This window comes from Sphingopyxis sp. BE235, from assembly GCF_031457175.1.
In the GTDB taxonomy this organism is placed as follows: Bacteria; Pseudomonadota; Alphaproteobacteria; order Sphingomonadales; family Sphingomonadaceae; genus Sphingopyxis.
This window is the reverse complement of sequence record NZ_JAVDWC010000006.1, coordinates 173,069-199,615: the sequence shown is the minus strand read 5'-3', so window position 1 is coordinate 199,615 and position 26,547 is coordinate 173,069. Positions and strand designations below refer to the sequence as shown.

Annotated in this window: 29 protein-coding genes and 1 pseudogene; 12 read left to right on the top strand and 18 right to left on the bottom strand. The window is 65.9% G+C overall.

The window, feature by feature from the left end; all coding sequences use genetic code 11:
- Positions 1-56 precede the first annotated feature (56 nt).
- The gene (locus J2X38_RS21290; protein ID WP_058537776.1) at positions 57-539 is read right to left on the bottom strand and encodes an SRPBCC family protein; all 483 of its coding nucleotides are present in this window, start codon (positions 537-539) and stop codon (positions 57-59) included.
- Between the two features lie 48 nt (positions 540-587).
- Here J2X38_RS21290 and J2X38_RS21285 point away from each other — a divergent pair, with 48 nt between their 5' ends.
- On the top strand, positions 588-914 hold the full coding sequence (locus J2X38_RS21285) for a helix-turn-helix transcriptional regulator (protein WP_058537775.1): 327 nt from the start codon (positions 588-590) through the stop codon (positions 912-914).
- A 54-nt stretch (positions 915-968) separates the two neighbouring features.
- Here J2X38_RS21285 and J2X38_RS21280 read toward each other — a convergent pair whose 3' ends face one another.
- From J2X38_RS21280 to J2X38_RS21270, 3 genes are all read right to left on the bottom strand, one after another.
- A complete protein-coding gene (locus J2X38_RS21280) occupies positions 969-2,795 on the bottom strand; it encodes a M2 family metallopeptidase (RefSeq protein WP_310257264.1) in 1,827 nt (608 codons plus the stop codon).
- A 75-nt stretch (positions 2,796-2,870) separates the two neighbouring features.
- Positions 2,871-3,635 carry an alpha/beta hydrolase gene (locus tag J2X38_RS21275; protein ID WP_310257262.1) on the bottom strand — a complete coding sequence of 255 codons (765 nt, stop codon included), beginning with the start codon at positions 3,633-3,635 and terminating at the stop codon, positions 2,871-2,873.
- 44 nt (positions 3,636-3,679) lie between these two features.
- Positions 3,680-4,327, bottom strand: a complete 648-nt coding sequence (locus J2X38_RS21270; protein ID WP_310257259.1) for a 2-hydroxychromene-2-carboxylate isomerase — start codon at positions 4,325-4,327, stop codon at positions 3,680-3,682.
- A gap of 126 nt (positions 4,328-4,453) precedes the next feature.
- On the opposite strand from J2X38_RS21270, the gene J2X38_RS21265 reads away from it, so the two are divergent.
- From J2X38_RS21265 to J2X38_RS21255, 3 genes are read left to right on the top strand one after another with little or no spacing between them, the layout of a single operon-like run.
- Positions 4,454-4,900: a MarR family winged helix-turn-helix transcriptional regulator gene (locus J2X38_RS21265; RefSeq protein ID WP_058537771.1), complete on the top strand. Its 447-nt coding sequence runs from the start codon at positions 4,454-4,456 to the stop codon at positions 4,898-4,900.
- On the top strand, positions 4,900-6,000 hold the full coding sequence (locus J2X38_RS21260) for an HlyD family secretion protein (protein ID WP_310257257.1): 1,101 nt from the start codon (positions 4,900-4,902) through the stop codon (positions 5,998-6,000). Before J2X38_RS21265 ends, J2X38_RS21260 begins: the two co-directional genes overlap by 1 nt.
- Positions 6,001-6,006: 6 nt before the next feature.
- Positions 6,007-7,596 (top strand): MDR family MFS transporter, encoded by a 1,590-nt coding sequence (locus J2X38_RS21255; protein WP_310257255.1) that lies wholly within the window; start codon positions 6,007-6,009, stop codon positions 7,594-7,596.
- Positions 7,597-7,600: 4 nt separating this feature from the next.
- Here J2X38_RS21255 and J2X38_RS21250 read toward each other — a convergent pair whose 3' ends face one another.
- The 9 genes from J2X38_RS21250 to J2X38_RS21210 all read right to left on the bottom strand — a co-directional run bounded on the left by J2X38_RS21250 (position 7,601) and on the right by J2X38_RS21210 (position 13,754).
- Complete coding sequence (locus J2X38_RS21250) at positions 7,601-8,056, bottom strand: GFA family protein (protein ID WP_310257253.1); 456 nt, start codon at positions 8,054-8,056, stop codon at positions 7,601-7,603.
- Between the two features lies 1 nt (position 8,057).
- A complete protein-coding gene (locus tag J2X38_RS21245) occupies positions 8,058-8,663 on the bottom strand; it encodes a hypothetical protein (protein WP_310257251.1) in 606 nt (201 codons plus the stop codon).
- Positions 8,664-8,665: 2 nt separating this feature from the next.
- A complete protein-coding gene (locus J2X38_RS21240) occupies positions 8,666-9,295 on the bottom strand; it encodes a DUF2238 domain-containing protein (RefSeq protein WP_310257249.1) in 630 nt (209 codons plus the stop codon).
- Between the two features lie 142 nt (positions 9,296-9,437).
- Positions 9,438-10,217, bottom strand: coding sequence for an arginine deiminase family protein (locus J2X38_RS21235; RefSeq protein ID WP_310257247.1), 780 nt, complete (start codon positions 10,215-10,217; stop codon positions 9,438-9,440).
- Positions 10,218-10,386: 169 nt separating this feature from the next.
- Complete coding sequence (locus J2X38_RS21230) at positions 10,387-11,412, bottom strand: aspartate-semialdehyde dehydrogenase (RefSeq protein WP_310257245.1); 1,026 nt, start codon at positions 11,410-11,412, stop codon at positions 10,387-10,389.
- A gap of 47 nt (positions 11,413-11,459) precedes the next feature.
- Positions 11,460-12,086 (bottom strand): DUF1287 domain-containing protein, encoded by a 627-nt coding sequence (locus J2X38_RS21225; RefSeq protein ID WP_310257244.1) that lies wholly within the window; start codon positions 12,084-12,086, stop codon positions 11,460-11,462.
- A 98-nt stretch (positions 12,087-12,184) separates the two neighbouring features.
- On the bottom strand, positions 12,185-12,562 hold the full coding sequence (rplS, locus tag J2X38_RS21220; RefSeq protein ID WP_037513643.1) for a 50S ribosomal protein L19: 378 nt from the start codon (positions 12,560-12,562) through the stop codon (positions 12,185-12,187).
- A 5-nt stretch (positions 12,563-12,567) separates the two neighbouring features.
- Positions 12,568-13,305, bottom strand: coding sequence for a tRNA (guanosine(37)-N1)-methyltransferase TrmD (gene trmD, locus J2X38_RS21215; protein ID WP_058537765.1), 738 nt, complete (start codon positions 13,303-13,305; stop codon positions 12,568-12,570).
- A gap of 38 nt (positions 13,306-13,343) precedes the next feature.
- Positions 13,344-13,754, bottom strand: coding sequence for an SRPBCC family protein (locus J2X38_RS21210; protein ID WP_310257242.1), 411 nt, complete (start codon positions 13,752-13,754; stop codon positions 13,344-13,346).
- Positions 13,755-13,879: 125 nt separating this feature from the next.
- Between J2X38_RS21210 and J2X38_RS21205 the strand changes: the two genes are divergently transcribed.
- Positions 13,880-14,464 carry a bifunctional transcriptional activator/DNA repair enzyme AdaA gene (locus tag J2X38_RS21205; RefSeq protein WP_058537763.1) on the top strand — a complete coding sequence of 195 codons (585 nt, stop codon included), beginning with the start codon at positions 13,880-13,882 and terminating at the stop codon, positions 14,462-14,464.
- Here the strand turns inward: J2X38_RS21205 and J2X38_RS21200 are convergent.
- Positions 14,461-15,399, bottom strand: a complete 939-nt coding sequence (locus J2X38_RS21200; RefSeq protein WP_058537762.1) for a LysR substrate-binding domain-containing protein — start codon at positions 15,397-15,399, stop codon at positions 14,461-14,463. The two genes, J2X38_RS21205 and J2X38_RS21200, sit on opposite strands and share 4 nt — an antisense overlap.
- Positions 15,400-15,500: 101 nt before the next feature.
- Here J2X38_RS21200 and J2X38_RS21195 point away from each other — a divergent pair, with 101 nt between their 5' ends.
- On the top strand, positions 15,501-15,701 hold the full coding sequence (locus J2X38_RS21195; protein ID WP_058537761.1) for a hypothetical protein: 201 nt from the start codon (positions 15,501-15,503) through the stop codon (positions 15,699-15,701).
- A gap of 79 nt (positions 15,702-15,780) precedes the next feature.
- On the opposite strand, the gene J2X38_RS21190 is transcribed toward J2X38_RS21195, so the two are convergent.
- The 4 genes and pseudogenes from J2X38_RS21190 to ffh form a co-directional block, all read right to left on the bottom strand.
- Complete coding sequence (locus J2X38_RS21190) at positions 15,781-17,298, bottom strand: serine hydrolase domain-containing protein (protein WP_310257239.1); 1,518 nt, start codon at positions 17,296-17,298, stop codon at positions 15,781-15,783.
- Positions 17,299-17,461: 163 nt separating this feature from the next.
- Entirely contained in the window at positions 17,462-17,971 is a 510-nt protein-coding gene (rimM, locus tag J2X38_RS21185) for a ribosome maturation factor RimM (protein ID WP_310257237.1), read from the bottom strand.
- Positions 17,972-18,229: 258 nt separating this feature from the next.
- A pseudogene (rpsP, locus tag J2X38_RS21180) lies at positions 18,230-18,685 on the bottom strand (30S ribosomal protein S16); the annotation flags it as partial.
- Between the two features lie 40 nt (positions 18,686-18,725).
- A complete protein-coding gene (ffh, locus tag J2X38_RS21175; RefSeq protein WP_197411425.1) occupies positions 18,726-20,174 on the bottom strand; it encodes a signal recognition particle protein in 1,449 nt (482 codons plus the stop codon).
- A 271-nt stretch (positions 20,175-20,445) separates the two neighbouring features.
- Between ffh and J2X38_RS21170 the strand changes: the two genes are divergently transcribed.
- The 6 genes from J2X38_RS21170 (at position 20,446) to J2X38_RS21145 (ending at position 26,496) form a co-directional block, all read left to right on the top strand.
- The gene (locus tag J2X38_RS21170) at positions 20,446-22,077 is read left to right on the top strand and encodes an EAL domain-containing protein (RefSeq protein ID WP_310257234.1); all 1,632 of its coding nucleotides are present in this window, start codon (positions 20,446-20,448) and stop codon (positions 22,075-22,077) included.
- A gap of 51 nt (positions 22,078-22,128) precedes the next feature.
- A complete protein-coding gene (dapF, locus tag J2X38_RS21165) occupies positions 22,129-22,935 on the top strand; it encodes a diaminopimelate epimerase (protein ID WP_310257232.1) in 807 nt (268 codons plus the stop codon).
- Positions 22,932-24,245 (top strand): MiaB/RimO family radical SAM methylthiotransferase, encoded by a 1,314-nt coding sequence (locus J2X38_RS21160; RefSeq protein WP_310257230.1) that lies wholly within the window; start codon positions 22,932-22,934, stop codon positions 24,243-24,245. The genes dapF and J2X38_RS21160 overlap by 4 nt, the downstream gene beginning before the upstream one ends.
- On the top strand, positions 24,242-25,168 hold the full coding sequence (ftsY, locus tag J2X38_RS21155; RefSeq protein WP_058537753.1) for a signal recognition particle-docking protein FtsY: 927 nt from the start codon (positions 24,242-24,244) through the stop codon (positions 25,166-25,168). Before J2X38_RS21160 ends, ftsY begins: the two co-directional genes overlap by 4 nt.
- The gene (locus J2X38_RS21150; protein WP_082639535.1) at positions 25,165-25,836 is read left to right on the top strand and encodes an inner membrane-spanning protein YciB; all 672 of its coding nucleotides are present in this window, start codon (positions 25,165-25,167) and stop codon (positions 25,834-25,836) included. The genes ftsY and J2X38_RS21150 overlap by 4 nt, the downstream gene beginning before the upstream one ends.
- An 81-nt stretch (positions 25,837-25,917) precedes the next feature.
- Positions 25,918-26,496 (top strand): urate hydroxylase PuuD, encoded by a 579-nt coding sequence (locus tag J2X38_RS21145; RefSeq protein ID WP_310257226.1) that lies wholly within the window; start codon positions 25,918-25,920, stop codon positions 26,494-26,496.
- The last annotated feature ends 51 nt before the right edge of the window (positions 26,497-26,547 follow it).

The window sequence follows — 26,547 nt, the reverse complement described above, 5'->3', positions numbered from 1 at the left end:
CGGCCGCGTCGTTCGCAACGCCGCCCGCAATGGCCGTTCCGCCGGCGATTGCGCGGCTAGATATACATGCCCTCGCGCAGGTTGATCCCATGCTCGGTCCACGCCTTGAGCGCGCAGAGCATCTGCGCCCACCCCTGGCAATTGCCATAGGAGGCGCCGAGCGCACCCTGATTTTCGCGCCAGCCTTCCTCGGCGATCTCGACCATCGTGCGCCCGTCGTCGAGCCCCTTGAAGCTCATCGTCACCCGCGTCCGGTAATCGGCGTCCTTGTGCGCGCCGCCTTCCACATTGGGCGGCTCGCCTTCGTTCGCCTGCCATTCGAGGACGATTTTCTCGTCGGGCACCACCTCGATCACCCAGACCGGAAAGGCGCCGGGAAAGTCGTGAAAGTCCCATTCGACCGTAGCGCCGGTCTCGAGCCGGCCCTTTGCGCCGCCCGTGGTGAAATAGTTCGACAGCTTCGCGGGGTCTGCGACCGCCTCGAACACCTCGTGCACCGGCTTCGCGATCCGCGCCGCGACCCTGAATTTCAGTTCCATGTCCATTCTCCGCTTGAGTCGCACTCTTTTATGTTATATTTATGTAACATGTCAATTCACGACCAGTTCGACGCGACCTTCAAGGCGCTCGCCTCGCCGATCCGGCGCCAGATTCTCGACGATCTGAAGGACCAGCCGCTGACCACTGGCGCGCTGTGCGCCCATTTTGCCGACATCGACCGCTGCACGGTCATGCAACATCTGAAGGTGTTGGAGGATGCGGGGCTGGTGATCGCCGAGCGCCGCGGCCGCGAACGCTGGAACCACCTCAACGCGGTGCCGATCCAGGACATCCACGACCGCTGGATCGGTCCGCACGCCGCCGCCGCGAGCGCGCGGCTCGCGCGGTTCAAACAGGCGGTCGAGGCGCAATGAAAAAGGCCGGGGCGTCGCTGCCCCGGCCTTTCTGCTTGCCGTCGATCGTCCGGCTCACCAGCCCTGCGGTTTGCCCTTGTTCTGCTGGTCGAGCCACGTCTTCAGCGGCGCGAAATAATCGGCCATCGCCTTGCCCGACATTTCGCGGCTGCCGGTGAAGGCTTGCAGCGCATCGGGCCAGGGCTTCGACGCGCCCATTTCGAGCATCGCGTTCAGCTTCGCGCCGACCTCCTTGTTGCCATAGAAGGAGCAGCGGTGGAGCGGCCCCTTCCAGCCGGCCTGCTTGCACGCCGCCTGATAGAATTGGAACTGCAGCACGCGCGCGAGGAAGTAGCGCGTGTAGGGCGTGTTGCCCGGGATATGGAACTTCGCGCCCGCGTCGAACGCGTTCGCCGGCCGCGCGCCCGGCGGGACGATGCCCTGATATTGGGTGCGCAGCTCGGTCCATTTCTTGTTGTAGTCGGCGGGCTGGATCGACCCGTCGAAGACGCCCCAGCGCCAGCGGTCGACGAGCAGGCCGAAGGGCAGGAAGGCGACCTTGTCCATCGCCTGACGCAGCAGCAGCCCGATGTCCTTGTCGGCGCTCGGCACCTTCGCCTTGTCGAGCAGCCCGATGTCGACGAGATATTGCGGCGTGATCGACAGCGCGACGAAATCGCCGATCGCCTCGTGGAAGCCGTCGTTGGCACCGTTGAGGTACAGGAATGGCTGCTTGTTATAAGCGCGCTGGTAATAATTGTGGCCGAGTTCGTGGTGGATCGTGATGAAGTCGTCGGCATTCACCTTGATGCACATCTTGATGCGGATATCGTCCTTGTTGTCGATATCCCACGCCGAGGCGTGGCAGACGACTTCGCGGTCGGCGGGCTTCAGGAACTGGCTGCGCTTCCAGAAGGTTTCGGGCAGCGGCGCCATGCCGAGCGACGAATAGAAATTCTCGCCCGCCTTGACCATGTCGAGCGGGGTCTTGCCCTGCGCGGTCAAGAGGTCGCCGATGTCATAGCCGAGGTCGCCGGTTCCCGCGGGCGCGACGAGCGGGTAGATATTGCCCCATTCCTGCGCCCACATATTGCCGAGCAGGTCGGCGCGGATCGGGCCGGTCTTGGCCTGCACCGCGTCACCATATTTCTCGTTCAGCTTCCAGCGGACATAGGTGTGGAGCGCGACATAGAGCGGCTTCATGTCCTGCCAGATCTTCTCGGTGACCTTGGCGAATTCCTCGGGCGGCATGTCGTAACCCGAACGCCACATCGCGCCGGTGTCGGCGAAGCCCAGCTCCTTCGCGCCGGCGTTCGCGATGCCGACCAGCTTGGCATAGTCGTCCTTCATCGGCGCGCCGACCTTGTCGTGCCAGCTCGTCCACATTTCGGCGAACTGCGCCGGCGTGTGCTTGAGGTCGCCCATCGCGGCCTCGATGTCCGAGCCCGAGATTTCCTTGCCGTCCAGCGTGCCGCGACCCTTGCCATATTGCGACTGCAGGTCGGTCGCGATCGTGTTGAGCTCGGTCGCGGCGCCCGGCGTCGTCGGCGCGGGCAGCACAATCCCGGTGCGCAAAATATCGAGCTTGCGCTTGGTGTCGGCGCTGAGCCCCCCGACATCCTTATATTTGGCGGCTTCGAGCGCATATTTGACCGATTTTTCGGTGCCGACGGCGTTGATCCGCGACGCCATCGCATCGGTATCTTCAGTCAGGTAGGTGCTGTTGACCCAGTTCACCTGGCTCGCCTCGACCGTATAGTCGAACAGGTCCTTTTCGACCGACGCGATAAAGGCATCGGCGTCAGCGGCGGTGGGGGCCGCCGTCGGCGCGGTTTGGGCAAAGGCGGGGGTCGCCACCGCGAGCGACAAGGCAAGCGACAGCGTCGAAATCATGGCTTTCATGGGGTGCGTCCTCTGGAATATTTTGTCAGCGCTCTGCGGCGCATGGCAACAGCTAGGCGCTTGCCGCGAGTCCGGTCAAGCCGCGAGAAAGGCAGCGATCGCCTCGCCCAGCTCGGGTTGGGTTACGCTCGACATATGCGTGCCCGGGATCGTCGCGAGCCGCGCGTCGGCGAGAGCGGCGACGAGTTCGGGCGCCGAACCATTGTCCTGATCGTCAGCACCGCACACGACGAGCGTCGGCATCGTGATCGCCGCCAGCATAGCGGGCGCCGTGTCGGTGAAGCTGTCGAGCAGATGCCCCGCGGCGATGCGATCGACCTTCATCGTTTTCATGAACTGGATCGACAGCCATGTGTCGTCGCCGCGCTTCGCCGTCTCATATTCGGCGATGACGCGCTTGAAGAATTGCCCGCGCCGCTGCCAGCCGGCGAGGCCCGCGAGCCCCATGCCACCGAGGATCAGCCGGCGCGGCTTCATCCCCGCGACGACCGTGCGGACGCTGGTGCGCGCGCCGAGCGAAAAGCCGCCGAGGTCGAAATCGGTCAGGCCCAGATGTGCCACCAGATCCTCAAGGTCGCGCACGAGCACGTCGGACGGATAATATTCCTCCTCGTGCGGCGCGTCGCTCGACCCGTGGACGCGCAGATCGGGCATGATCACGCGATAGCCCTCGGATGCGACGCGCGCGGCAGTGCCGAACTTGATCCAGTTGACCTCGCCGCTCGAAAACAGGCCGTGGAGCAGCAACAGCGGCCGCCCGCCCCCCGTTTCTGGACCCATCTCGCGCCACGCCAGCCGCACGCCGTCGCGCGCCTCGAAATATTGAGGTTCGATCGTCATGCGCCGCGCTATGCGCCCTTCACGCCCGGTTCGGCAAGCGCCGATCAGCGTGGGCGCAGGCCCTTTTGCTCCATGCGCCACTTCGCCATTTCGATGCGGTCCTGCCCGAAAAAGGGTTCGCCATCGAACACCAGGGTTGGCACGCCCCAATGACCGGCGATTTCGAGCGCGACCTGGTTGGCGGCGATTTCATTGTCGAGTAGCTCGGCGTCGCTGACGGCTTCGGCATCGAGTTCGGCCAGGTCAAGGCCCGCGCGCTTCGCCGCACCCGCCAGATGATCGCCGAGGTGCCAGTCCTGCGCGCCGCCCCAGATGAGCTGCGCCGCCTCGTGCGCGAAGGCAAGGCTCTTGCCGCGCCGCGATGCCGCCTGCCCGAGCCGCGTCAGGCGATAGATATAGGGCTGCTCGGCCGCGATCGTGCGTGTCGCCATGTCCTGCACGATCGGGTCGGGACGCGGCGGACCGAAGGGAATGCCATGAAATTGCGCGACGCGGATCATGTCGCGCACCGTATAGCTTAGCCAGTTGGGATGGTTGCGCTCGAAAAAGTCGGGCTGGCGGATCGCGAGCGGATAAACGGGCCGCAGGTTGATCGTCACATCGTGGCTGGCGGCGAGCGCACGATAACGGCCGATAGCGAGATAGCTGTACGGCGAGCGAAAGGACCAGAAGAGGTCTGCGGTCAAACTCATGACGTCATCCTGCCGAAAAACACGCGCGGCGCAAGCAGTGTAAAGAAAATTTACACCGGATTCGAGATTGTTGGCCGCAACATCCGGATGTTGAAAATAGTAGCAATTGCTATTATATCCTAGTCCATGAGTGAAACCATCGGATTCCTGCTGAACGACACGGCGCGGCTGTTTCGCCGTTCGTTCAACGCGCGCACGAAGGGCAGCGGCATTACCGCGCTGCAATGGCGGCTGATTACCTATCTCAAGCGCCACGAAGGCATCCGTCAGGGGCCGCTCGCCGAGCTGATCGAGGTCGAGCCGATTACCTTGTCGCGCATGGTCGACCGGTTGGTCGAAAGCGAGCTGGTCGAGCGCCGCGCCGACCCTGCCGACCGCCGCGCGTGGCGGCTCTATCTGACCCCCCGCGCGGGCGACCTGCTCGGCGGGATGCGCGAGATGGCCGACGCGCTGACCGCCGAAGCCACCGAAGGGCTGAGCGACGCCGAGCGCGACCAGCTGATCGATCTTGTCGAACGCGTTCGCGCCAATTTGTCCCGCCGTATATGCCAAAAAGAAGAAGAGACCGTTTGATGGACCAGCTCTCCCCATCCCGCCCGAAGGCCGAAAAGGTGACGCCGCCCAAGGCCGCGCCAAAGGCCGACCCCTTGCCGAACCCGGCACTCGAAAACGAGGCCGCGCCCAAGGCAAGCTGGCGCACGCGCATCCTGATGTTCGGCCTGCCCTTCGCTCTGATCGCGGGCGGCGCCGGCTGGTGGCTGACGAGCGGCGGGTCGGTGTCGACCGACAACGCCTATGTGCAGATGGACAAGGTGTCGGTCGCCGCCGAAGTCGGCGGACGGATCACCGAAGTCGCGGTGCGCGACGGCCAGCAGGTCGCGAAAGGCCAGCTGCTGTTCCGCATCGACGGTGAACCCTATGCGCTGACCGTCGCGCAGGCGACCGCGGCGATCGACGCCGCCGAGGTCGAGGTCGGCAACCTCTCGGCGAGCGCGAAAACGTCGAGCGTCGACATCGCCGCGGCACGTGAGGATGTGAAGTTCGCGCAGGTCACTTTCGAGCGGCAGGCGGCGTTGATGGAAAAGGGCTTCACGACCAAAGCCGCCTATGACGCGTCGCGCCACGCGCTCCAGCAGGCGCGCGAGAGCGTACGTCAAGCCGAAGCCGCCGCCGCGGAAGCCCGCACCAAGCTCGCCGCCGGCCCATCGAGCGGGATCAACCCGCAGGTCGAGGCGGCGCGCGTCCAGCGGTCGCAGGCCGAGGTGAACATGGGCCGCACGACGGTTCGCGCGCCGAGCGCCGGCCGTATCGCGCAGTCGGACCGGCTGCAGGTCGGCCAGATGATGGTCGCCGGGCTTCCCGCGGTGACGCTCGTCGATACCGCGCATCCGTGGGTCGAGGCCAATTTCAAGGAAACCGACCTTGCCGACATGCGCGTCGGCCAGCGCGCCGAAATCAGCTTCGACGCCTATCCCGGCGTGAAGGTGCGCGGCCATGTGCTGACGATCGGCGCGGGCACCGGCAGCGAATTTTCGGTGCTGCCCGCGCAGAATGCGACCGGCAACTGGGTCAAGGTGACGCAGCGCGTGCCGGTGCGCATCGCCTTCGACGAAAAGCCCGCGCGCGACATGATCGCGGGGCTGTCGGCCGATGTGCGGGTGATTACGAAGTAAGGTCCCGTGGCGAGCAATGCCCTTCCCCGCCGGCCGTCCGCCGCGGCGCTCCCCGACGACGAGTCGATCCCGCTGCACGAACGCGTGCGCTATCGCGGGCTGCTGACCGTCGCCGTCATGGGCGCGTCGATCATGCAGATCCTCGACACGACGATCGCCAACGTCGCGATCCCGCACATGCAGTCGGCATTGGGCGCGACGAGCGAGACGGTGACGTGGGTGCTGACGAGCTATATCCTCGCATCGGCGGTCGCGATGCCGATCACCGGCTGGCTCGCCGACCGGATCGGGCGGCGCGAATTGTTCATGGCCGCGGTCGCGGGTTTCATCGTCGCGTCGATGGCGTGCGGCGCCGCGCAGACGCTCGAACAGATGGTCGCCTTCCGTTTCCTGCAAGGGGTCAGCGCCGCCTTTATCGGGCCGCTGTCGCAATCGGTGATGCTCGACATCAATCCGCCCGAACGCCACGCGCGCGCGATGTCGATCTGGGGCATGGGGATCATGATCGGGCCGATCCTGGGCCCGATATTGGGCGGCTGGCTGACCGAAAGCGTCAACTGGCGCTGGGTCTTTTACGTCAACCTGCCCGTCGGGCTCATCACGCTCGCGATGATGTGGGCGCTGCTGCCCAAGACGCGAAGCGTCACACGGCGCTTCGACCTGTTCGGTTTTTCGATGCTCGCGCTCGGCCTCGCCGCGCTCCAACTGATGCTCGACCGCGGCGCGCATCAGGACTGGTTCGACAGCATGGAAATCTGGATCGAAATGGGCGTCGCCGTCTCCTGCCTGTGGATGTTCATCGTCCATATGTTCACCGCGCGCGCGCCGCTGTTCAGCCGCAAGATGCTCGCCGACCGCAACCTCGTCACCGCGATGGGCTTCATGGTCGTAATCGGCGTCGTGATGTTCGCATCGATGGCGCTGCTGCCGCCGATGCTGCAGAATCTGTTCGGCTGGCCGGTGATCGACACCGGGGTCGCGCTCGCGCTGCGCGGGATCGGCATCCTTGCGAGCATGTGGGTCGCGGGACAATTGCTCGGCAAGATCGACGCGCGCTGGCTGGTCGGCACCGGGCTCCTCACCGCGGCCTATTCGTTATGGCAGATGAGCCACTGGTCGCTCGCGATGGGGATGCAGCCGGTGATCATCAGCGGGCTGGTGCAGGGCCTCGGCATGGGGCTGATCTTCATTCCCTTGAACACCATGGCGTTCGCGACGATCCAGCCGCAATATCGCACCGACGGGTCGAGCCTGCTCAACCTGTTCCGGAGCCTCGGCGCGTCGGTCGGCATCTCGATCGTCACCACCCTGCTCGGGTCGAACATCCAGCGGAGCCACGCGGATCTGGCGGCGCATGTTACCAACAGCTCGGTCAGCCTGCTCGACCCGTCGACCGCGGACCGCTTCGGCATCGCGGGCGACACGGCGATGGCGATGGTCAATGCCGAGATCAACCGGCAGGCCGCGATGGTCGCCTATATCGACGATTTTTGGGCGATGATGTGGGTGACGCTGGCGTCGGTGCCGCTGGTGCTGTTGCTACGCCCGCCGAAACCGGGCGGGCCGAAAGCGTCGGCGGCGGATATGGGGCACTGACGCATCAGGCGCCGCGTCGCTCCGTTGCAAAGCGCATGAACTCCATCGGATCGGGGCTTTCGTCGAAGGTCGGCACGCCTTCAGCGATCGCGATCCATCCACGCTTTCGCTTGACCCAGATGTGCGCGAAAGGCTCAAGCTCCGAGGGATCGTCGAGCGTGCCGGCGCGCACGATGGTCATCGCGGGATAGACGGTGTTCGCATTGCACACGCGGCTGAAACAGTCGGGGCAATGCTGGTTGTTCGTCGTCCCGCCCGACGGGCGCTCGGTCGAGAATGTCACGCTTCGTCCCGTGAGTGTCAAAGCGTCGGTCGATACGATCAGCTGATCGGCAAAGGCGCTCGCGGTCGATTTCTGGCAATCGAGACAGTGGCAGCAATAGTTGAGGAGCGGCCCGTCCTGCTCGAAGCTGTAACGCAGTTGGCCGCAGCGGCAGCCGCCGGTGATTTCCCGCGCCATATCAGCGGAAGAAGCAGTTGGTGCCGGCAAACAGCGCGTCGATCTTCGCCGCGTCGCCGGGCGCGGCGAACATGCCGCCGATCACCTTGTCGCCGGTGCCGATGCTGAATTCCTCGCCCAGCGTGCTGTCCTCGAGGTCGACGATCGTCACCGATTCCTTCGCCTTGGCGCGCGTCGTGCCGATGGCGATGCCGCTCATCGTCGAATAGCTGTCGGCGCCGGGTTCGTTGCCGAGGAACCAGCCGGCGAATTTGCCGTCCTGGAAATTGAGCGTCATCGCGTCGTAGCGCGTGAATTCCATCGATCCCGCGCCGCATTCCTCGTTGGTGCTGCGGTCGTCTTCCTTGCCCGCGACATTGGCGAGCGCGGCCTCCGCCTGCGCGCGCGGGACGCCGAAGGCGAGCAGGCTGGTCTTGCCGCTGTTCGTGTCGACGAAGCGCAGCCCCTCGCCGTCGAGGCTGACCGCGGTGGTCGCCGCGTTCGGCCCGTCGGCCTTCGCCTCGGGCACCGTGGGAGCGACGGGATCGGCGTCGACGGGGGTCTTTTCGGCGGCGGGTTTGCACGCGGCGAGCAGCGCCACCATCGCGAGGGTCGTGAACTTGCGCATGCCTATCTCCTGTTCCTGACGATCCGCCCCATCGCCATCCCCAATATCGCACCGAGCGTTGCCAGCGCCATATCCTTTTGCGCGTCCCAGATATCGCCCTGCTGCCCATTGTAGCGATCGGCGGTTTCGCCCGCCGCGACGATGGTGAGCAGCCATTCGAAGATTTCGTAGAGGCTTGAGATCGCCAAGACCCAACCAAGCACGGTTAAGGCCGCACCGCGCGGGCCGAGACCACCCCAGCGCCGTGCGATTTCGGCGACGGGGATGACCGACAGCGCGCCGAAGGCAAAATGGACGAGCCGGTCATAATGGTTGCGCGTCCATCCAAAGGTGTCGGAGAGGCTGGTGCCGGTCAGCGCGCGCGCCCAGTCGTCATAGGGGACATTGCTGTAGGCGTAGCGCCCGCCGAGCGTGTGCAGCGCCATGAAGGCGACGATGCACGTGACGGCTGGCGTCGATAGCGGCCAGCGGCGGAGCAGCCAGGGCGCCGCAACGATCAGCAGCATCGTCGGGATATGCTGGAGCAGCGCGACCTCGGGATAGGGCTGGTCGATCTGCGCGAGGAGGAGGAGCGCAAGGAGCAGGCCGATCAGCGGCCTTTGCGCTTTTGAGGGCGCCGAACCGGCCGTCATCGATCGAAATCCGTCAAGGCAGAAAGGGCGGAAAACTGCCTAACTTCACTCGCAAATGCATGTATCGGGCGCGGCGTCAGGGCTTTCATCATGCCGAAGACCTAATGCAGCAAGATATTGTAGGACAGCGATTTTCGATGCGTCACCAGCGCAGCGACATGCAGCTGAGCCCGGCGTCGATGCGCGCGATCTGGTCGGTCGCCATCGGGCGGAAAGATACGTCGCGCGCCGCCAGCATCGCCTGCGTCGCCAGCCAGCGCGCGCCGATGAGGACGGTATCGCGTACGCGCAGGATATTCGCCGCGCCTTCCTCGCCGGTCGGAGTCAGCACGACTTCGAGGCCCGCAAATTCGGGGCAATCGCGCATCGCGGGTACGGCGAGGATCGTGCTTTCGTCGATCAGGCTGCAGCCGGTCTTGAAATGGAGCACGCCCGCGGGTGTCACCGCGATCTGGGCGCGATAACCGAGCCGCTCGAGCAAAGCCGCGAGTTCGGTGGCGCCCGCGCGGTCGGTGCGGTCGGACAGGCCGATAAGCACGCGGTCGGCAAGGCGCAGCACATCGCCGCCGTCGACATGGCCGGAGCCGGTCATTTCGAGCAAAGTGGCGTGGCGCGCCGCGAGCGCCTCGCGGATATGCGCGACTTCGCCCGCGCGGCTCGGTGCGCCGGGGCGAAGCAGGATCGCGCCCTCGGGAAAGGTCAGCGCGACGTCTTCGGTGAACAGCGCGTCGGGGAAATCGTCGAGCGGCGGCAGGACTTCGACGGCGAGGCCGAGGTCGCGGAGCGCGCTAACATAGGATTCATGTTCGGCGGCGAGGACGGCGAAGTCGGGGTCGGGACCGCCGTTGGCGCGGATGCCGCTCACCGCCGAACGGGCGGGAGCGCGGCAGAGGGCGTGGGTGAAGGCGTAGGGGCTAGTCATCTGCCCCTCTTATCCGTTCGCATCGAGCGAAGTCGAGATGCCGCGAAGCCGTACCCCTGCGAAGGCAGGGGTCCATCTCCCGCCGTCGCCCTTCAAAAGGAACCGCGGCATGGTGCCGGAACCTTAGGTGATGGGCCCCTGCCTTCGCAGGGGCACACCAACTCTACTTTCAGCCCTTCTTCAGGTGACGCCGCCCCAGCAATTCGGCGATTTGCACCGCGTTCAGCGCCGCGCCCTTGCGGAGGTTGTCGCTGACGCACCAGAGGTTGAGGCCGTTTTCGACCGTCGGGTCCTCACGCACGCGCGACACGAAGGTCGCGAAATCGCCGACGCATTCGACGGGGGTGATGTAACCGCCGTCCTCGCGCTTGTCGTGGAGCACGACGCCGGGGGCTTCGCGCAGGATGCGCTGCGCATCCTCGGCCGACAGCTCGTCTTCCATCTCGATGTTGATCGCTTCCGAGTGGCCGACGAAGACGGGGACGCGGACGCAGGTCGCGGTGACCTTGATCTTCGGATCGAGGATCTTCTTGGTTTCGACGACCATCTTCCACTCTTCCTTGGTTGAGCCGTCGTCGAGGAACTTGTCGATGTGCGGGATGACATTGAAGGCGATCTGCTTGGTGAACTTCTGCACGTCCTTTTCGTCGCCGACAAAGATCTGGCGCGTCTGGTTCCACAGTTCGTCCATGCCCGACTTGCCCGCGCCCGACACCGACTGATAGGTCGAGACGACGACGCGCTTGATCTTGGCCACATCGTGGAGCGGCTTCAGCGCGACGACCATCTGCGCGGTCGAGCAGTTCGGGTTCGCGATGATGTTGCGCTTCGTATAACCGTCGATCGCGTCGGGGTTCACCTCGGGCACGATCAGCGGCACGTCGGGGTCCATGCGATAGAGCGAACTATTGTCGATCACGACGCAGCCCGCCGCGGCAGCCTTCGGCGCGTGGATCGCGGTCGCGTCGCTGCCGATCGCAAAGATCGCCATGTCCCAGCCGGCCCAGTCGAAATTGTCGATATTCTGGCATTTGACGGTGCGGCCGCTGTCGCCGATTTCGACGTCGGTGCCCTGACTGCGCGACGATGCGACCGCTGCCAGTTCGTCGATCGGAAATTCGCGCTCGGCGAGAATGGCGAGCACTTCGCGCCCGACATTGCCCGTGGCTCCGGCGACAACGATACGATAACCCATTTACTCACTCCTCAAGGCAAGAACTCGGTTGAAAACGTTACGATAATTCAGACTTTCCAGCGGAAATGGCCGGTCAGCTTATGGTCGAACAGCGCATCCTCCTCGCGCGTCCCGCCACCGATATTGTGGAGGACGAGCGGCACGCCGGTCGTATCCTTGCGGTCGGACACGATGCCGGTGTGCGGCAGACGGCCACCCACCATCGCGGTGAAGATGTCGCCCGGGCGCCAGTCGGCAGGGTTGGTCGTTACGGGCAGCGAGGCGCCCTGCCGCCGCCAATAGGTCGCGAGGTTGGGAACGCGGCGGTGGTCGATGTTGCGGTCGGGGCGCCCCAATCCCCAATTCTTCGGATAGGCTGCAAAATTGGCGCGCATGTCGGCATTTACAAGCGCCTGCAGGTCGGCGCCGAGCGCATCGCGGAAGGCGCGGATCACGACATCGGTGCAAACGCCCTTCGCGCGGTCGACATCGCCGTTCGGGAAGCGCAGCACGGTATAGGCCGGATCATAGGACAGCGTCACACCGACCTGCCGCCGCGCCGCCGCGACGATGCGCTGCGCATTGGTGAGCGCCACCGCCTCGCCCGACACGCCGAACAGGCCAAAAAGACCAAGGGGCACCGCGCCAAGAAAGGCGCGCCGCGTCGGCTGGAACGGGAGGACGGACTGCTGCATGAAATTCGCTTTGCCCAAAAGAAAACGACCGGCTCTGCCTGTTGGCGGAACCGGTCGTTTTTGAAAGCTGTTTCGGCTTTGTAGAGGAGAAGCTCTCCTTAGCCTTCGCCGGCTTCCGACCGGTATTCGCGGCGCTCCGCAATACGCGCCGATTTACCAGTGCGGCCACGAAGATAGTAAAGCTTCGCACGACGCACGGCACCCTTGCGGATGACGGTAATGCTGTCGATGTTGGGCGAATAGAGCGGGAACACGCGCTCGACACCTTCGCCGAACGACATTTTGCGCACGGTGAAGTTGGAGCCCATGCCCTTGTTCGAGCGTGCGATGCACACGCCTTCGAAATTCTGGACGCGAGTGCGTTCGCCTTCGACCACCTTCACGCCGACCTTCAGCGTGTCGCCGGGACGGAAAGTCGGAATGGTCTTCGCCGCTTTGGCGATTTCTTCGGCTTCGATCGTCTGGATGAGGTTCATGTCCTCTAGTCCTTTTCTTTTCGCCGCGCGCCAGAGGCAGGTCGGGCCCGAGCATCGACATGACGCTCCCAAAGGTCCGGCCTGCGTAACCGTGTGTGATCTTCCGCCTGTTGTTTCCGCCAGGCCGCGATCTTCGCATGATCCCCCGATCGCAGCACTTCGGGGATCGTGCGCCCTTCCCAATTTACGGGCCGGGTATAGTGCGGATATTCGAGCAAACCGTTTTCGAACGATTCGTCGTCACCGCTTGAAGCCGCGCCCATTACGCCGGGAAGCAGCCGAATGCAAGCGTCGAGCAGCAACAGCGCCCCCATCTCGCCGCCCGACAATATGATGTCGCCCATCGACACCTCTTCGATCGGCCGCGCGTCGAAGATGCGTTCGTCGAATCCCTCGAAGCGGCCGCAGAGGATGATTGCGCCCGGGCCGGCGGAAAGCTGGCGGACGCGCGCCTGCGTGATCGGCGCGCCGCGCGGGGTCATCGCGAGGATCGGGAGGTCCGGATGCGCCGCCACCGCATGGTCGATCGCGGCGCCGAGCACGTCGGCCTTGAGCACCATCCCCGCGCCGCCGCCCGCCGGCGTGTCGTCGACGGTGCGATGCTTATCGGTCGCGAAATCGCGGATCTGCACCGGCGCGCAATGCCACGTCCCGCTTTCGAGCGCGCGCCCCGCCATGCTGTGCCCCAGCGGGCCGGGGAACATGTCTGGGTAAAGCGTAAGGGGGACGGCGGTGAAGGTCATGCCACCCCATGCCGCCCACTGCCCCCGCTTGGCAAGCGTCAGCTGTCGACGCGCACGCGCTCCATATGCGCCTTCATGCGCGCGAGCCCCTCTGCCATCATCGGCGCGACCTGCTGCGCGAGCGCATCGGGCAGGATGTCGGCGGTCCAGCGCACGCGCGCGCCGCCTTCGGCCCCGGCGACTTCGAGCACGCCATTATGATGTTCGAACGCCTTGATCGCCCAGACGAGGCGGCGGCGGTCATCGTCGACCGAGACGATCGTTTCGTCGGCCACCGCGCCGTTCGCAAAGGTGACACGGCGTACCGGCGCGCCATCGCCTTCGAGCATTTCGGTGGCAGCGACGAACCCGGGGACGAGCCGGTCGTGGAGCCGGCCGACGTCGCGTGCAGCGTCCCAGATCGTGGCGGGGTCGGCGGCAATGAAGATGTCGTGGTGGATCGAGGCCATCGGGCTTGCTCCTGCTCTGGGTATGCCGCCGATGATAGCGGCGTCGCCGCGCCATCGCTGGCAGGAATCGGACGCGGTCACCGACACCCCCGGACAAGCGCGGCCGATTTCCGTATAAAGGGCGCATGACACCGCCCGACGAACCCGACCTCGATTTCGCGCTGTGCGAACGGGTGCGCTATGCGCGCGATCCGGCCTATGACGGAATTATCTTCATCGCGGTCAAATCGACCGGCATCTATTGCCGCCCGGTCTGCCCGGTGCGCCAGCCGCTCTCGCGCAACGTCAGCTATTATCGCAGCGCGGCGGCGGCCGAGCGCGCGGGCTTTCGCCCCTGCCTTCGCTGCCGGCCGGAGACGGCGCCGCGCTCGCCGGCGTGGAACGGGACCCGCGCGACCGTCGATCGCGCGCTGCGGCTGATCGAGGACGGCGCGCTCGACGAGGCCGACGTCGAGGCGCTGGCCGGGCGGCTCGGCATCGGCGCCCGCCACCTGACGCGGCTGTTCCGCCGCCATCTCGACACGACACCGCTGGCCGCCGCGCGCACCGCGCGCATCCAGCGCGCGAAGCGACTGATCGATACCACCGACCTGGGCATGACCGACATCGCGCTGGCGGCGGGTTTTGGCAGCGTGCGGTCGTTCAACGCGGCTTTCCAGCAGGTCTATCGCCGGGCGCCGAGCATGTTGAAACGCCGCGCGAGGCGCTAGCGCAGTTCGGGCGGCGACGGCGGCTCCAATAGCGCGTCGGTGAGCAGGTGGCGATCCTTCTCGATTTCGGCGTGCAGCCATTCGCGGAAGCGCTCGATCTTACGCACCCCGACGCGATTGTCGCGGTGGACGAGCCACATGCCCGACGAGGCCGAGACATAGAGCGTGTCGAAGGGCTGGACCATCCGCCCGCTCGCGAGTTCGCCCTGCCAATAGAGCGGGGTCATCATCGCGACGCCGAAGCCCGCCTGCACCGCGCTGCCTTCCTGCAACTGGCTGTCGAGTTCGATCCCGCGCCGTGTCGACGCCGGCGGCCTCGCCACGCCGGCCAAGGCGAACCATTCGGCCCACCAGCTGTCGTTCGGCGCCAGCCGCTGGACGCGCAGCAGATCGGCGGGCTCGCGAATGTCATGTTCTTCGATAAAGGCCGGCGAGGCGATCGGCGCGAGATATTGGCGCATCAGGAAGTCGCTGCGCAGCCCGGGCCAGACGCCCTTGCCGATGCGGATCGCGACGTCGACGTTCGAGGCATCGAAATCGATCAGATCGTTGCTCATCGCCATGCGCACCGCGAGTTCGGGATATTGGAGCTGAAAGCTGCCGATGCGCGCGCTGAGCCAGGTGCCGCCGAAGCTGGTCGCGGCGTTGATCGTCAGCACGTCCGCCTCGTCGCTGCCGAGCGCGGCGAAGGCGTCGCCCATCGTCGCGAAGGCGTTGCTGATCGCGGGGAGCAGCCGCTGGCCCGTTTCGGAGAGCCGCACGCGGCCTTTCTCGCGCACGAACAGCGCGCGGCCGAGGCGGTCTTCCAATTGGCGGATTTGATAACTCACCGCGGCCTGCGTCAGCCCCAGCTCCTCGGCCGCGCGCGAGAAATTCTGCAACCGACCGGCGGCTTCGAAGGTGCGTACGGCGGCGAGGGGCGGCAGGCGGGACATGCCACCTTATAAGCTCAGCTTATAATATGGTCTACGCCTTTTGTTGGCGGAGCGATGCCGGGAAGTGCATCTAGGCAACATCAAGCGAAAGGAGATGAACGATGAAAGACGAGCAGTTCATGCGCGTTTGGAATGACGGTCATGATCATTTCAGCGCCGATATCGCCCGCGGCCTCCACTGGCTCGCGACCCCGTTCCGCCGCCTCGGCGAATGGATCGCGGTGCCGAGCGCGCCGGGCGAAGACAGCGTCTTCACCCGCGTCGCCGCACGCTGCGGCGTGCGTCCGCGCCGGGCGCGATAAGAATCCCTGCCCCTCCCCTCAAGGTCCAGGGCGAAACGGGGTGGGGCCGTCCCTTGCTAAAGGCCCCACCCCGTCGACATCAGCGCGCCTCGGGCGGCACCACGCGAAAACGCAGCGCCTGGATCGTGGCGGGCGTCGTGGGCGCGAGCAGCAAAATTCCGTCGAGCTTGCCCTTCGCGCAATTGAGGCGGAAGGTGGTCGACATCGCGCCCGTCGGCATGGGCGGTTCGTCGGTCGGGCACGCGCCCACCTCCGCCTTCAATTTCGCAAATTCGGCCCTCCAATTGTCGGCCGAGCGGTCGAGCAGGAAGTTCATCGCGAGCTTGCCCTGCAGCGGGCCAAGATCGCCCGCGGCATAAGCCGCCCTTGCCGCCGCATAGGCGTCCGCCACCGCAGGCGACACCGGCACGGCGCGTGTTTCGAGCAGCCCCGCCTTGTCCATCGCGACCGCGGTGTCCCATGCGGGGCCCGACGGGCCGGCGTAGGTGCGGTTCGACAGCGCGAACACCCCGACGCCGTGATCGGGCATCAGCATCACATGGCTGCCATAACCCGGATAACCGCCGCCGTGCGCGAGCGTCAGGCCGAGATCGCAATCCTGCGCGACGCGCCAGCCCATGCCATAGGCGCTCGACAGCTTGCACGCGTCGGCACCGCTCGCGCCGGTGCGGTTGACGACCGAAACGAAGTTCAACCCCTGTGCGATCTCGCGAACGGTGGCGCGCTTGACCGGGCCATTGTCCGCATCGTCGCGCGCGGGCCACGCAGAAAGCAGGAAGGCCACCCATTTGGCATAGTCGTTCGCGCTGACCTGCAACCCGCCCATGCTGTTGAACGCGCCGTTGACCATCTCGGGCTCGGCGGTCCAGCGCTCATTCTCCCAGCGATAACCGAGCGCGTAGCGCGCCTTGGGCGCTTTGGGCGCGTCGAAGCCGCTGCTCGTCATGCCGAGCGGGGTCAGGATCGTCCGCTGGACATAGTCGGTGTAAGGCATGCCCGAGGCGTTGGTCACGATCCGCCCAAGCAGCGCATAGCCGAAGTTCGAATATTCGTGGCTGCTCTGCGGCACGCGGCTGAACGGCACCCCCGCCGCGATCATCCGGGTGAAGTCCTCCTGGGGCAGCACCTGCTGGCGGTCGCCCCATGGATCGTCGGTGACAAAGCCGCCGACATGCTGGAGCAGGTCGCGCACCCGGATGCGGGGGCTGTCCTTGGTCGGATAGGTCCAGCCCTTCATTTCGGGCACATATTGTTCGGCGAGGTCATCGAGGCGGAGCTTGCCGTCGTCGCGCAGCTTCAGGATCGACAGCGCAGTGAACGCCTTGGTCATCGAGGCGATGCGGAACAGGCTGTCGGGGGTGACGGGGCGCTTGTCGGTGATGTTCTGGACGCCAAGGCCCTTCACATAGGCCAGCTTGCCGTCCTTGACGACGCCATAGACGACGCCGGGCACATGCTGCTCGGTCTGGAATCTGGCGAAAAGCGCGTCGATTTCGGGGGCGAGCTGGCCGAGGGTTTTGGGAGTTGGTTCTTGCGCGGTGGAGGGTACGGAAACGCCAAGAATGACGGCAAAAACGAGACCCGATTTCAAGCGCATGACGATCCTCCCTGGACAAGCTGACGCGACATTTCCTTGTCCGTCACCCCGGACTTGATCCGGGGTCCCGCTCTTGAGGTCAACCCGCTTCGGTCACCGATGTGCCGAAGAAGCGGGACCCCGGGTCAAGCCCGGGGTGACGATGGAAGGATGGGACTATCCGTTACTCGACGAACGCCGCGTCGATCGTCACGCCGTCGTCGTTCCATGCCGGCACCGCCTGTGCGGTCATCGGCACCATGAAGCGCGCGGCCTTTTTGCCGGGCTCGGCCGCCTTCTCGATTTCGAGGATGTCACCCGCGCCGAAATTCTCGATCGCGGCGACATGGCCGATCGCCGTGCCATCGGTCGACACGCACGGCAGGCCGAGCAGGTCGTGGTGATAATATTCGCCCTCGCCCAAGGGCGGCAGCGCCGAGCGCGGGACGGTGAGGAGGGTGCCGCGCAGCGCCTCGGCGCCGCTGCGGTCGGTGACCTCGGCAAAGGTCGCGACCGCGCCCTGATTCGCCGGGCGCACCGATTTCAGCGTGAGCTTGCGCTCGCCGGCTTCAAAAACGGAAAAGGCGCGGAGAGCCTCCGCGCCTTCGCCGAACAATTTGAGGCGCACCTCGCCCCGTACCCCATGCGCGCCGGCGATGGCGGCGAGGGTGACGGGGCGATTCGCGTCGGCCAAGGCTTAGCCTTCAGCCTTTTCTTCACCAGCTTCTTCAGCGGGCGCTTCTTCGGCGACCGGAGCGGCCGGAGCTTCTTCGGCCGGGCCGCCTTCGGCAGCCTGTTCGGCCATCGCGGTCGCGTCGTCGGCAGTCGCATCGGCCGGGGTTTCGTCGGCGACGGCTTCGGCAACCGCTTCGGCGGTCGCTTCGCTCTTCACCGAACCGGTCGCATCCGATTCAGCAGCGGCGGGAGCAGCGGCTTCTTCAGCGGCGGGCGCTTCGGCAGCAGCTTCTTCAGCCGGCGCTTCTTCAGCGGCCACTTCGGGGGCAGCTTCTTCGACGGCTTCGGGTTCGGGTGCCGGAGCGGCGGCAGCGGCTGCTGCGGCTTCTTCGGCGTCAGCCAGCTTCTGGGCCTTTTCTTCGGCGCGTTCCTTGGCCTTTTCGCCCGGGACAGCCTTGTTCGGGTTGTTGCGGGCAGCGCGTTCGAGGACGCCCGCGGCGTCGAGGAAGCGGGCGACGCGGTCGGTCGGCTGCGCGCCAACCGAAACCCAATGCTTCGCACGGTCGGCGTCAAGCTTGATGCGCTCGGGATTGTCCTTGGCGAGCAGCGGGTTGTAGCTGCCGATACGTTCGATGAAGCGGCCGTCGCGCGGGCTGCGCGAATCGGCGACGACGATCTTGTAATAAGGACGCTTTTTCGAACCGCCGCGTGCGAGGCGAATGGAGGTTGCCATGATATTTTCCTTTTACTTCTAAACTGAAATTCGGGTTTAATTACTTCTTTTTATTCATCAAATTGGCGAGTTCAGGCGGGATCGATCCACCCCCGCCAAGGCCGGGGAGGCCACCGCCGCCGCCCATACCGCCCATTCCGGGAATGCCGCCGCCCTTGCCGAACAGCGCGCCGAGCCCCTTGAGCCCGCCCATCTTGCGGATTTTCTTCATCGCGCTGGCCATTTCCTGGTGCATCTTCAGCACCTTGTTGACCTGCTGCACCGTCGTGCCCGACCCGTTGGCGATGCGGATCTTGCGCTTCGCGGTCAGGATTTCGGGCTTTGCGCGTTCCTTGGGGGTCATCGACCCCATGATCGCGTCGAAGTGGATGAGCATCTTGTCGTCGGCGGCGCCCGCCGCCATCTGCGCCTGCGCCTTCTTGATCCCCGGGATCATGCCGGCGAGCGCGCCGAGGCCGCCCATGCGGCGCATCTGGTTGAGCTGCGTGCGCAAATCGTTGAGGTCGAAGATGCCCTTGGCCATCTTCGCCGCCATCGCCTCGGCCTCTTCGGCCTGGATCGTCTCGGCGGCGCGTTCGACGAGGCTGACGACGTCGCCCATGCCGAGGATGCGGCCCGCGATGCGCGACGGCTGGAAGAGTTCGAGCCCGTCGAGCTTTTCACCGGTGCCCGCGAACTTGATCGGCTTGCCGGTGACGGCGCGCATCGAGAGCGCGGCACCGCCGCGCGCGTCGCCGTCCATGCGGGTGAGCACGACGCCGGTGAGCGGCACCTGATCGGTGAAGCGCTGCGCGACCTGCACCGCGTCCTGACCCGTCAGGCTGTCGACGACGAGCAGGGTTTCGGCGGGATTGGCGGTGCGCGACACCGCCTGCATCTCGTCCATCAGCTGCTGGTCGACGTGGAGGCGGCCCGCGGTGTCGAGCATCAGGACGTCGAAGCCCTGAAGCTTCGCCGCCTGGAGCGCGCGCTGCGCGATCTCGACCGGGCCCTGCCCCGCGACGATCGGCAAGGTCGCGACGTCGATCTGCGTGCCGAGGACGGCGAGCTGTTCCTGCGCGGCGGGGCGATTGACGTCGAGCGACGCCATCAGCACCTTCTTGCGCTCTTTTTCCTTGAGCCGCTTCGCGATCTTCGCGGTCGTCGTCGTCTTACCCGAGCCCTGCAGGCCGACCATCATGATCACGGCGGGCGGGGTGACGGCAAGGTCGAGCTCGGCGGTTTCGGAGCCGAGCATTTCGGTCAGCGCGTCGCTGACGATCTTGACGACCTGCTGCCCCGGGGTGACCGAGCGCAGGACATTGGCGCCGATCGCGAGGTCGGTGACCTGGTCGATGAAGCTGCGCACGACGGGCAGCGCGACGTCGGCCTCGAGCAAGGCGATTCGCACTTCGCGCATCGCGGCGCGCACGTCGGCCTCGGTCAGCGCGCCGCGGCCGCGGAGCTTCCCGAAAACATCGCCAAGCCGGTTGCTCAGACTATCGAACACAGCCAAAATCCTTGCCTACAACGCCCGCAACGCAAAACACGCCGGTGAGCGAAACCTCGCCAACCAGCGGTATCCGTGGACAGAGTTTCCGTCGCGGATGTCGATATGCCCGAACGCAAAATGCGCGCGGACGCGGCGGCCTTTACGCAAAAGCCCCGCCGAAAGCAAGCGGTGGGGCGCCCTGCGCGCGCGAAGGGCACGGCCGCGGCGCACTTAACCCAAATTTCACCGCTTTGCCCGCATAGAGCCCCTAAGGGTGGGACAAATTCATATGACATCGACGCCGAAGCCATTCGACCGCAGCGAGGGCGCCAAACGCGACATCATAGCCGGCGGCATCGTCGTCGCCGCGATCCTGTTGTTCGTGGGGACGGGCAGCAATGTGATGCAGGCGGCCGTTCGCGCGCTCATCGGCATCGGCGGCGGCCCCGACCGCGCGCTGGCGACGGCGGTCATCCTCAATGTCGCGCTGATCCTGTTCGGCTGGCGCCGCTACAAGGACCTCAATCGCGAAATCCTCGAGCGGACCGAGGCCGAGCAGCGCGCGCGCTACCTTGCCGACACCGACCCGCTGACGGGCTTTCTCAACCGCCGGGCGCTGCTCGCGACGGGGCAGCGGCAGATCGCGGGCGCGATCGCCGAAAAGCGCCAGGTCGCGCTGTTCCTGCTCGATCTCGACCATTTCAAGACCGTCAACGACATCCACGGCCATGCCGCGGGCGACCGCGTGCTGCAGGTCGCCGCCGAGCGCATCTCGGCGGTGCTGCCGCCCAACGCGACCAAGGCGCGGCTGGGCGGCGACGAGTTCGTCGCGATGCTGGTGTTCGAACCCGCCGCGCGCGCCGACGTCGATGCGCTCGCCGCCGAACTCGTCATGGCGCTCGACAATAGCGTCACGCACGATGGGCAGCAGATCCGCGTCGGCGCGTCGCTCGGCATATCGCTCGCCAGCGATGCCAGCGTGACGATGGAAACGATGGTCCGTCAGGCCGACATCGCGATGTATAATTGCAAGGACGAGGGCCGGAACCGCTTCTGCTGGTTCGAAGCCGGGATGGAGATGGCGGTGCAGGTGCGCAACCAGATCGAAACCGGGATTCGCGACGGCATGCCGCGCGGCGAGTTCGTCCCGCATTTCGAACCGCAGGTCGACATCGCCAGCGGGCGCCTGATCGGCTTCGAAATGCTGATGCGCTGGGAATCGCCCGAATATGGCATGATCCCGCCCGAACGTTTCATCCCGGTCGCCGAGGAAAGCGGCCTGATCGGCGAATTGTCGCTGCAGGTGATCCGCGAGGCGATGGAGACCGCCAAACGCTGGGACCCGTCGATCATGCTCGCGGTCAACATCTCGCCGCAGCAGCTGAAGGATCCGTGGTTCAGCCAGAAGCTCACCAAATTGCTGATCGAGGTCGGTTTTCCTGCCAGCCAGCTCGAGGTCGAGATCACCGAAAGCTCGCTCTTCGAAAATCTGCCGCTGGTGCGCTCGATCGTCACCAGCCTCAAGAATCAGGGCGTATCCTTGAGCCTCGACGATTTCGGCACCGGCTACAGCTCGCTGTCGCACCTGCGCGCGCTGCCGTTCGACCGGATCAAGATCGACCGCAGCTTTGTCGCCGCGATGCGCGGCAGCCCCGATGCGCAGGCGATCGTCGTCGCGATCGTGCGGCTGGGCGAAAGCCTCGCGATGCCGATCACCGCCGAGGGCGTCGAGGATGAGGCGACCGCGATCGAGCTGACACGCCTCGGCTGTTCGAAGGGGCAGGGCTGGTATTTCGGCCGCGCCTCGTCGGCCGCCGACACCGAACGGCTGCTCGCCGACCGCGGCCTGCTGCGCACGCCGATGGCGCCGCCCGCCGGCCCCGACGCCCGCGAAGACGCGCCGCTGCGCAAGTCGGCCTGATCCCGCCGCATCGCTAGACTTCGCGCCCGCGCGCCCTTACATGCGCGGACTATGGCAGACCGCTTCACCAAGATGCACGGCCTCGGCAACGACTTTGTCGTGATCGACGCGCGCGAGCATGGCGTCGAGATGACGCCGGCGCGCGCGCACGCGATCGCCGACCGCCGCCATGGCATCGGGTGCGACCAGCTGATCCTGCTCGAACCGTCGAACAGCGCGGACGTGAAGATGCGCATTTTCAACGCCGACGGCGGCGAGGTCGAGGCGTGCGGCAATGCAACGCGCTGCGTCGCGACGCTGATCGGCAAACCCGCGGTGATCGAGACGCTGGGCGGGATGCTGCGCGTCACTCCGGCCGATGGCGGCGCCGAAGTCGTGCTGGGCGAACCCGAATTCGACTGGGAGCATATCCCGCTCGCGATGCCGATGGACACGCGCGACATGCCCGTCGCGTGGGACGAGCTGGAGCATGGCGCCGGGGTCAATGTCGGCAATCCGCACATCGTCTTTTTCGTGCCCGAGGCCGACGCCGTCGCGCTCGACGAGCTCGGCCCGCGGATCGAGACCGACCCGCTGTTCCCCGAGCGCGTCAACGTCAATGTCGCAAGCCTCGACGGCGAAAACCAGCTGCAGCTGCGCGTCTGGGAACGCGGCGTCGGGCTGACGCAGGCGTGCGGCACCGGCGCGTGCGCGACCGCGGTCGCGGCGATCCGCGCGGGGCTGGTGCAATCGCCGGTGACGGTGTCGCTGCCCGGCGGCGACCTCGTCATCCGCTGGGCGCCCGGCGAGCCGATCGTGATGAGCGGCGCCGCGACGCGCGTCTATGAGGGCGAGACCGACTGGGCGCAGTTCGGATGAGCGCTTCCCTCGCCGACCGGCAAGAGGTCGTCAATTTCGGTTGCCGGCTGAACATCGCCGAGGGCGAAGGGGTTCGTGCGGCCGTCAAGGCTGCGGGCGCGCGCGACACGATCGTCTTCAACAGCTGCGCGGTGACCGACGAAGCAGTGCGGCAGGCGCGGCAGGCGGTGCGACGCGCGCTGCGCGAGCGGCCGGGAACCGAGGTTGTGGTGACCGGGTGCGCGGCGGAGCTGGAGCGCGAAACCTTCGCCGCGATGGGCGCGCGGGTGGTGTCCAATGATGCGAAGGGCTTGGCTCAGAGCTACCTTTCAAATCCTGTCCCCTTCCCCCGCGAAGGCGGGGGTCCATCTCCCGCCGGTGCAAATTCGAACCCATCGGAGATGGGTCCCCGCCTTCGCGGGGACACGACGCCTTACGCCCCCGCCCTCTCGGGCGCCGATCATGCGCGCGCCTTCCTTGGTGTCCAGACCGGTTGCTCGCATAGCTGCACCTTTTGCGCGACGGTGCTGGCGCGCGGGACGGCGCGATCGGCGAGCGTCGATGCCGTGGTCGCGTCCGCGCGAAACGCGCTCGATCGCGGCCAGCGCGAGATCATCCTGACCGGGGTCGACCTTGCCAGCTATGGCGACGACAGCGGCACGACCTTGGCCGCGCTGGTCGAGGCGTTGCTGGTGCTGCCGGTCGAGCGCCTCCGCCTTTCGTCGCTCGACCCCGACCGCATCGACGACGCGCTCTTCGCCTTGCTGACGCAGGAAAAGCGCGTGATGCCGCATGTCCACCTGTCGCTGCAGGCGGGCGACGATATGGTGCTGACGCGCATGAAGCGCCGCCACCGCCGCGCCGATGCCGTTACATTGATCGAGCGTTTGAAGGCCGCGCGCACCGAGATCGCGATCGGCGCCGACCTGATTGCGGGCTTTCCGACCGAGGATGAGGCGATGTTCGCGAACTCGCTGGCGCTGATCAACGATTGCGACATCGTCTTTGGCCACATCTTTCCGTACAGCCCGCGCGCCGGGACGCCCGCCGCGCGGATGCCGCAGGTCGGGCGCACCATCGCCCGCGAGCGCGCCGCAATCCTGCGCGACGCCAATGCGCGGCGGCGGCAGGACTGGCTCGAAACGCAGATCGGCCGAACCGCATCGATGCTCGTCGAGCGCGACGGCGTCAGCGGCCATGCCGAAAATTTCGCCGCCGTGGCGCTGACCGCACCCGCGGCGCCCGGCACCATCATCGACGTGCGCCTCGGCGCGCGTGACGGCGACCGCATGATCGCCACCCAAATCGAAGCAAAGGATATCGCGGCATGACCGGCCAAAGCTGGAGCGAACGGCTGCTCGGCGGATTTCGCCGCACGTCGGAACGGCTCGGCGAAAATCTCGCAGGGCTGACCGGCAAGGCGCGGCTCGACGAGGATGATCTCGACCGCATCGAGGAAGCGCTGATCACCGCCGACCTCGGCCCCGCGATGGCCGACCGGATCCGCAGCCGCCTCGCCGAGCGCCGCGACATCGCCGCGAATGGCACCGAGGAACTGCGCAAGGTCGTCGCCGAGGAAATCGCCGCGGTGCTGCGCCCGGTCGCCGAACCGCTCGACATCGACGCCTTTCCGCGACCGCAGGTGATCCTCGTCATCGGGGTCAACGGATCGGGCAAGACCACCACGATCGCCAAGCTCGCGCACCTGTTCCAGGAACAGGATTATGGCGTGATGCTCGTCGCCGGCGACACGTTCCGCGCCGCCGCGATCGGGCAGCTCAAGGTCTGGGCCGAGCGGCTTGGCGTGCCGATCATGGCGGGCCCCGAAGGTGGCGACAGCGCGGGCATCGTGTTCGACGCGGTAAAACAGGCGACCGCGACGGGGATCGACGTGCTGATCGTCGACACCGCCGGGCGGCTCCAGAACAAGCGCGAACTGATGGACGAGCTCGCCAAGATCAAGCGCGTGCTCGGCCGCCTCAACCCCGCGGCGCCGCACGACGTCGTGCTCGTCCTCGACGCGACGACGGGGCAGAATGCGCTGTCGCAGATCGACGTGTTCCGTGAGGTTGCCGGTGTCACCGGGCTCGTGATGACCAAGCTCGACGGCACCGCGCGCGGCGGCGTGCTCGTCTCCGCCGCCGAGCGCCACGGGCTTCCGATCCACGCGATCGGCATCGGCGAAACCATCGACGACCTTCGTCCGTTCGATGCCGACGAGATCGCGGGAATTATTGCAGGAAATATCCGATGAGCGACGTGCTTCCCACTGGCCCCGAGTCGGTCCCGGCGCCGCCGCCGGCGAAGCATGGCTGGCTCAACTTCGTGATCGATTTTGGGCCTTTGCTCGTCTTTTTCCTCGCCTATAAATTCTCGTCGGGCGGCGAAGGCGCGTTCGCCGCGACGACCGCGGCGATCAAGGGCACCGTGGCGTTCATGGTCGCGATCGTCATCGCGATGGTCGTGTCGAAATGGAAGCTCGGCAAGATTTCGCCGATGCTGTGGATGTCGAGCATCCTCGTCCTCGGTTTCGGGGCGCTGACGATCTGGTTCCACGATGAGCGCTTCATCGTGATGAAGCCGACGATTATCTATGGCGCCTTCGCCGCGCTGCTGCTCGGCGGCTACTGGTTCAAAAAGCCGATGCTCAAATATCTGCTGCAATCGGCGCTCGAGGGGCTCACCGACCGCGGCTGGCTGCTGCTGTCGCGCAACTGGGGGATTTTCTTTGCCACGCTCGGCATCGCGAACCATGTGATGTACGAGATGATCCAGGCGAAACAGATGAGCTTTGACCTGTGGCTGACGATCAAGGTCTGGGGGGTCACCGCCCTCTCCTTCCTCTTCACTTTCAGCCAGGTTCCGGTGATGCTGAAGAACGGCCTCGCCGTTCCCGAAGAGGCCGCAACCGACAAAAGTTGATGCATTTCCCCACCGCGCTGGCATAGCTGCGTCACCGGCACCGGGTCGCACGCGGCGCCGCGATAAACAGGGGGAACTGCCATGGATAAATTTTTCGGAAACCTGCACGCCGTGCTCGGCGCGGGCCTGGTGCTCGCGATCATATTGATGCTGTGCCTCAACGGCCAGAATTTCGAGGACGGGGTCGCCGCGGGCAACGCGATCATGCGCTGGCTGCACACCTTCTTCGGCGTGCTGTGGATCGGCCTGCTTTATTATTTCAACTTCGTCCAGATGCCGACGATGCCGAAGATCCCGGCCGAACTGAAACCCGCGGTCGGTAAGCATATCGCGCCTGCCGCGCTGTTCTGGTTCCGCTGGGCGGCGCTGGTCACCGTGCTGCTGGGCGTCGCGATCGCCGGCCACGCCAAATATCTGGTGCCCGCATTGGGCCTTCAGGACCCGTACAAGCTGATCGGCGTCGGCATGTGGCTGGGGCTGATCATGGCGTTCAACGTGTGGTTCCTGATCTGGCCGAACCAGAAGAAGGCGCTGGGGATCGTCGAAGCCGACGATGCGACCAAGGCGAAGGCCGCGCGGACCGCGATGATCTTTTCGCGGACCAACACCCTGCTGTCGATCCCGATGCTCTATGCGATGGTGAACGCGAACCTCGGCTGACTTGACGATCCTCCCTGTCGCGTAGCGATGGGGAGGTGGCAGCCCGAAGGG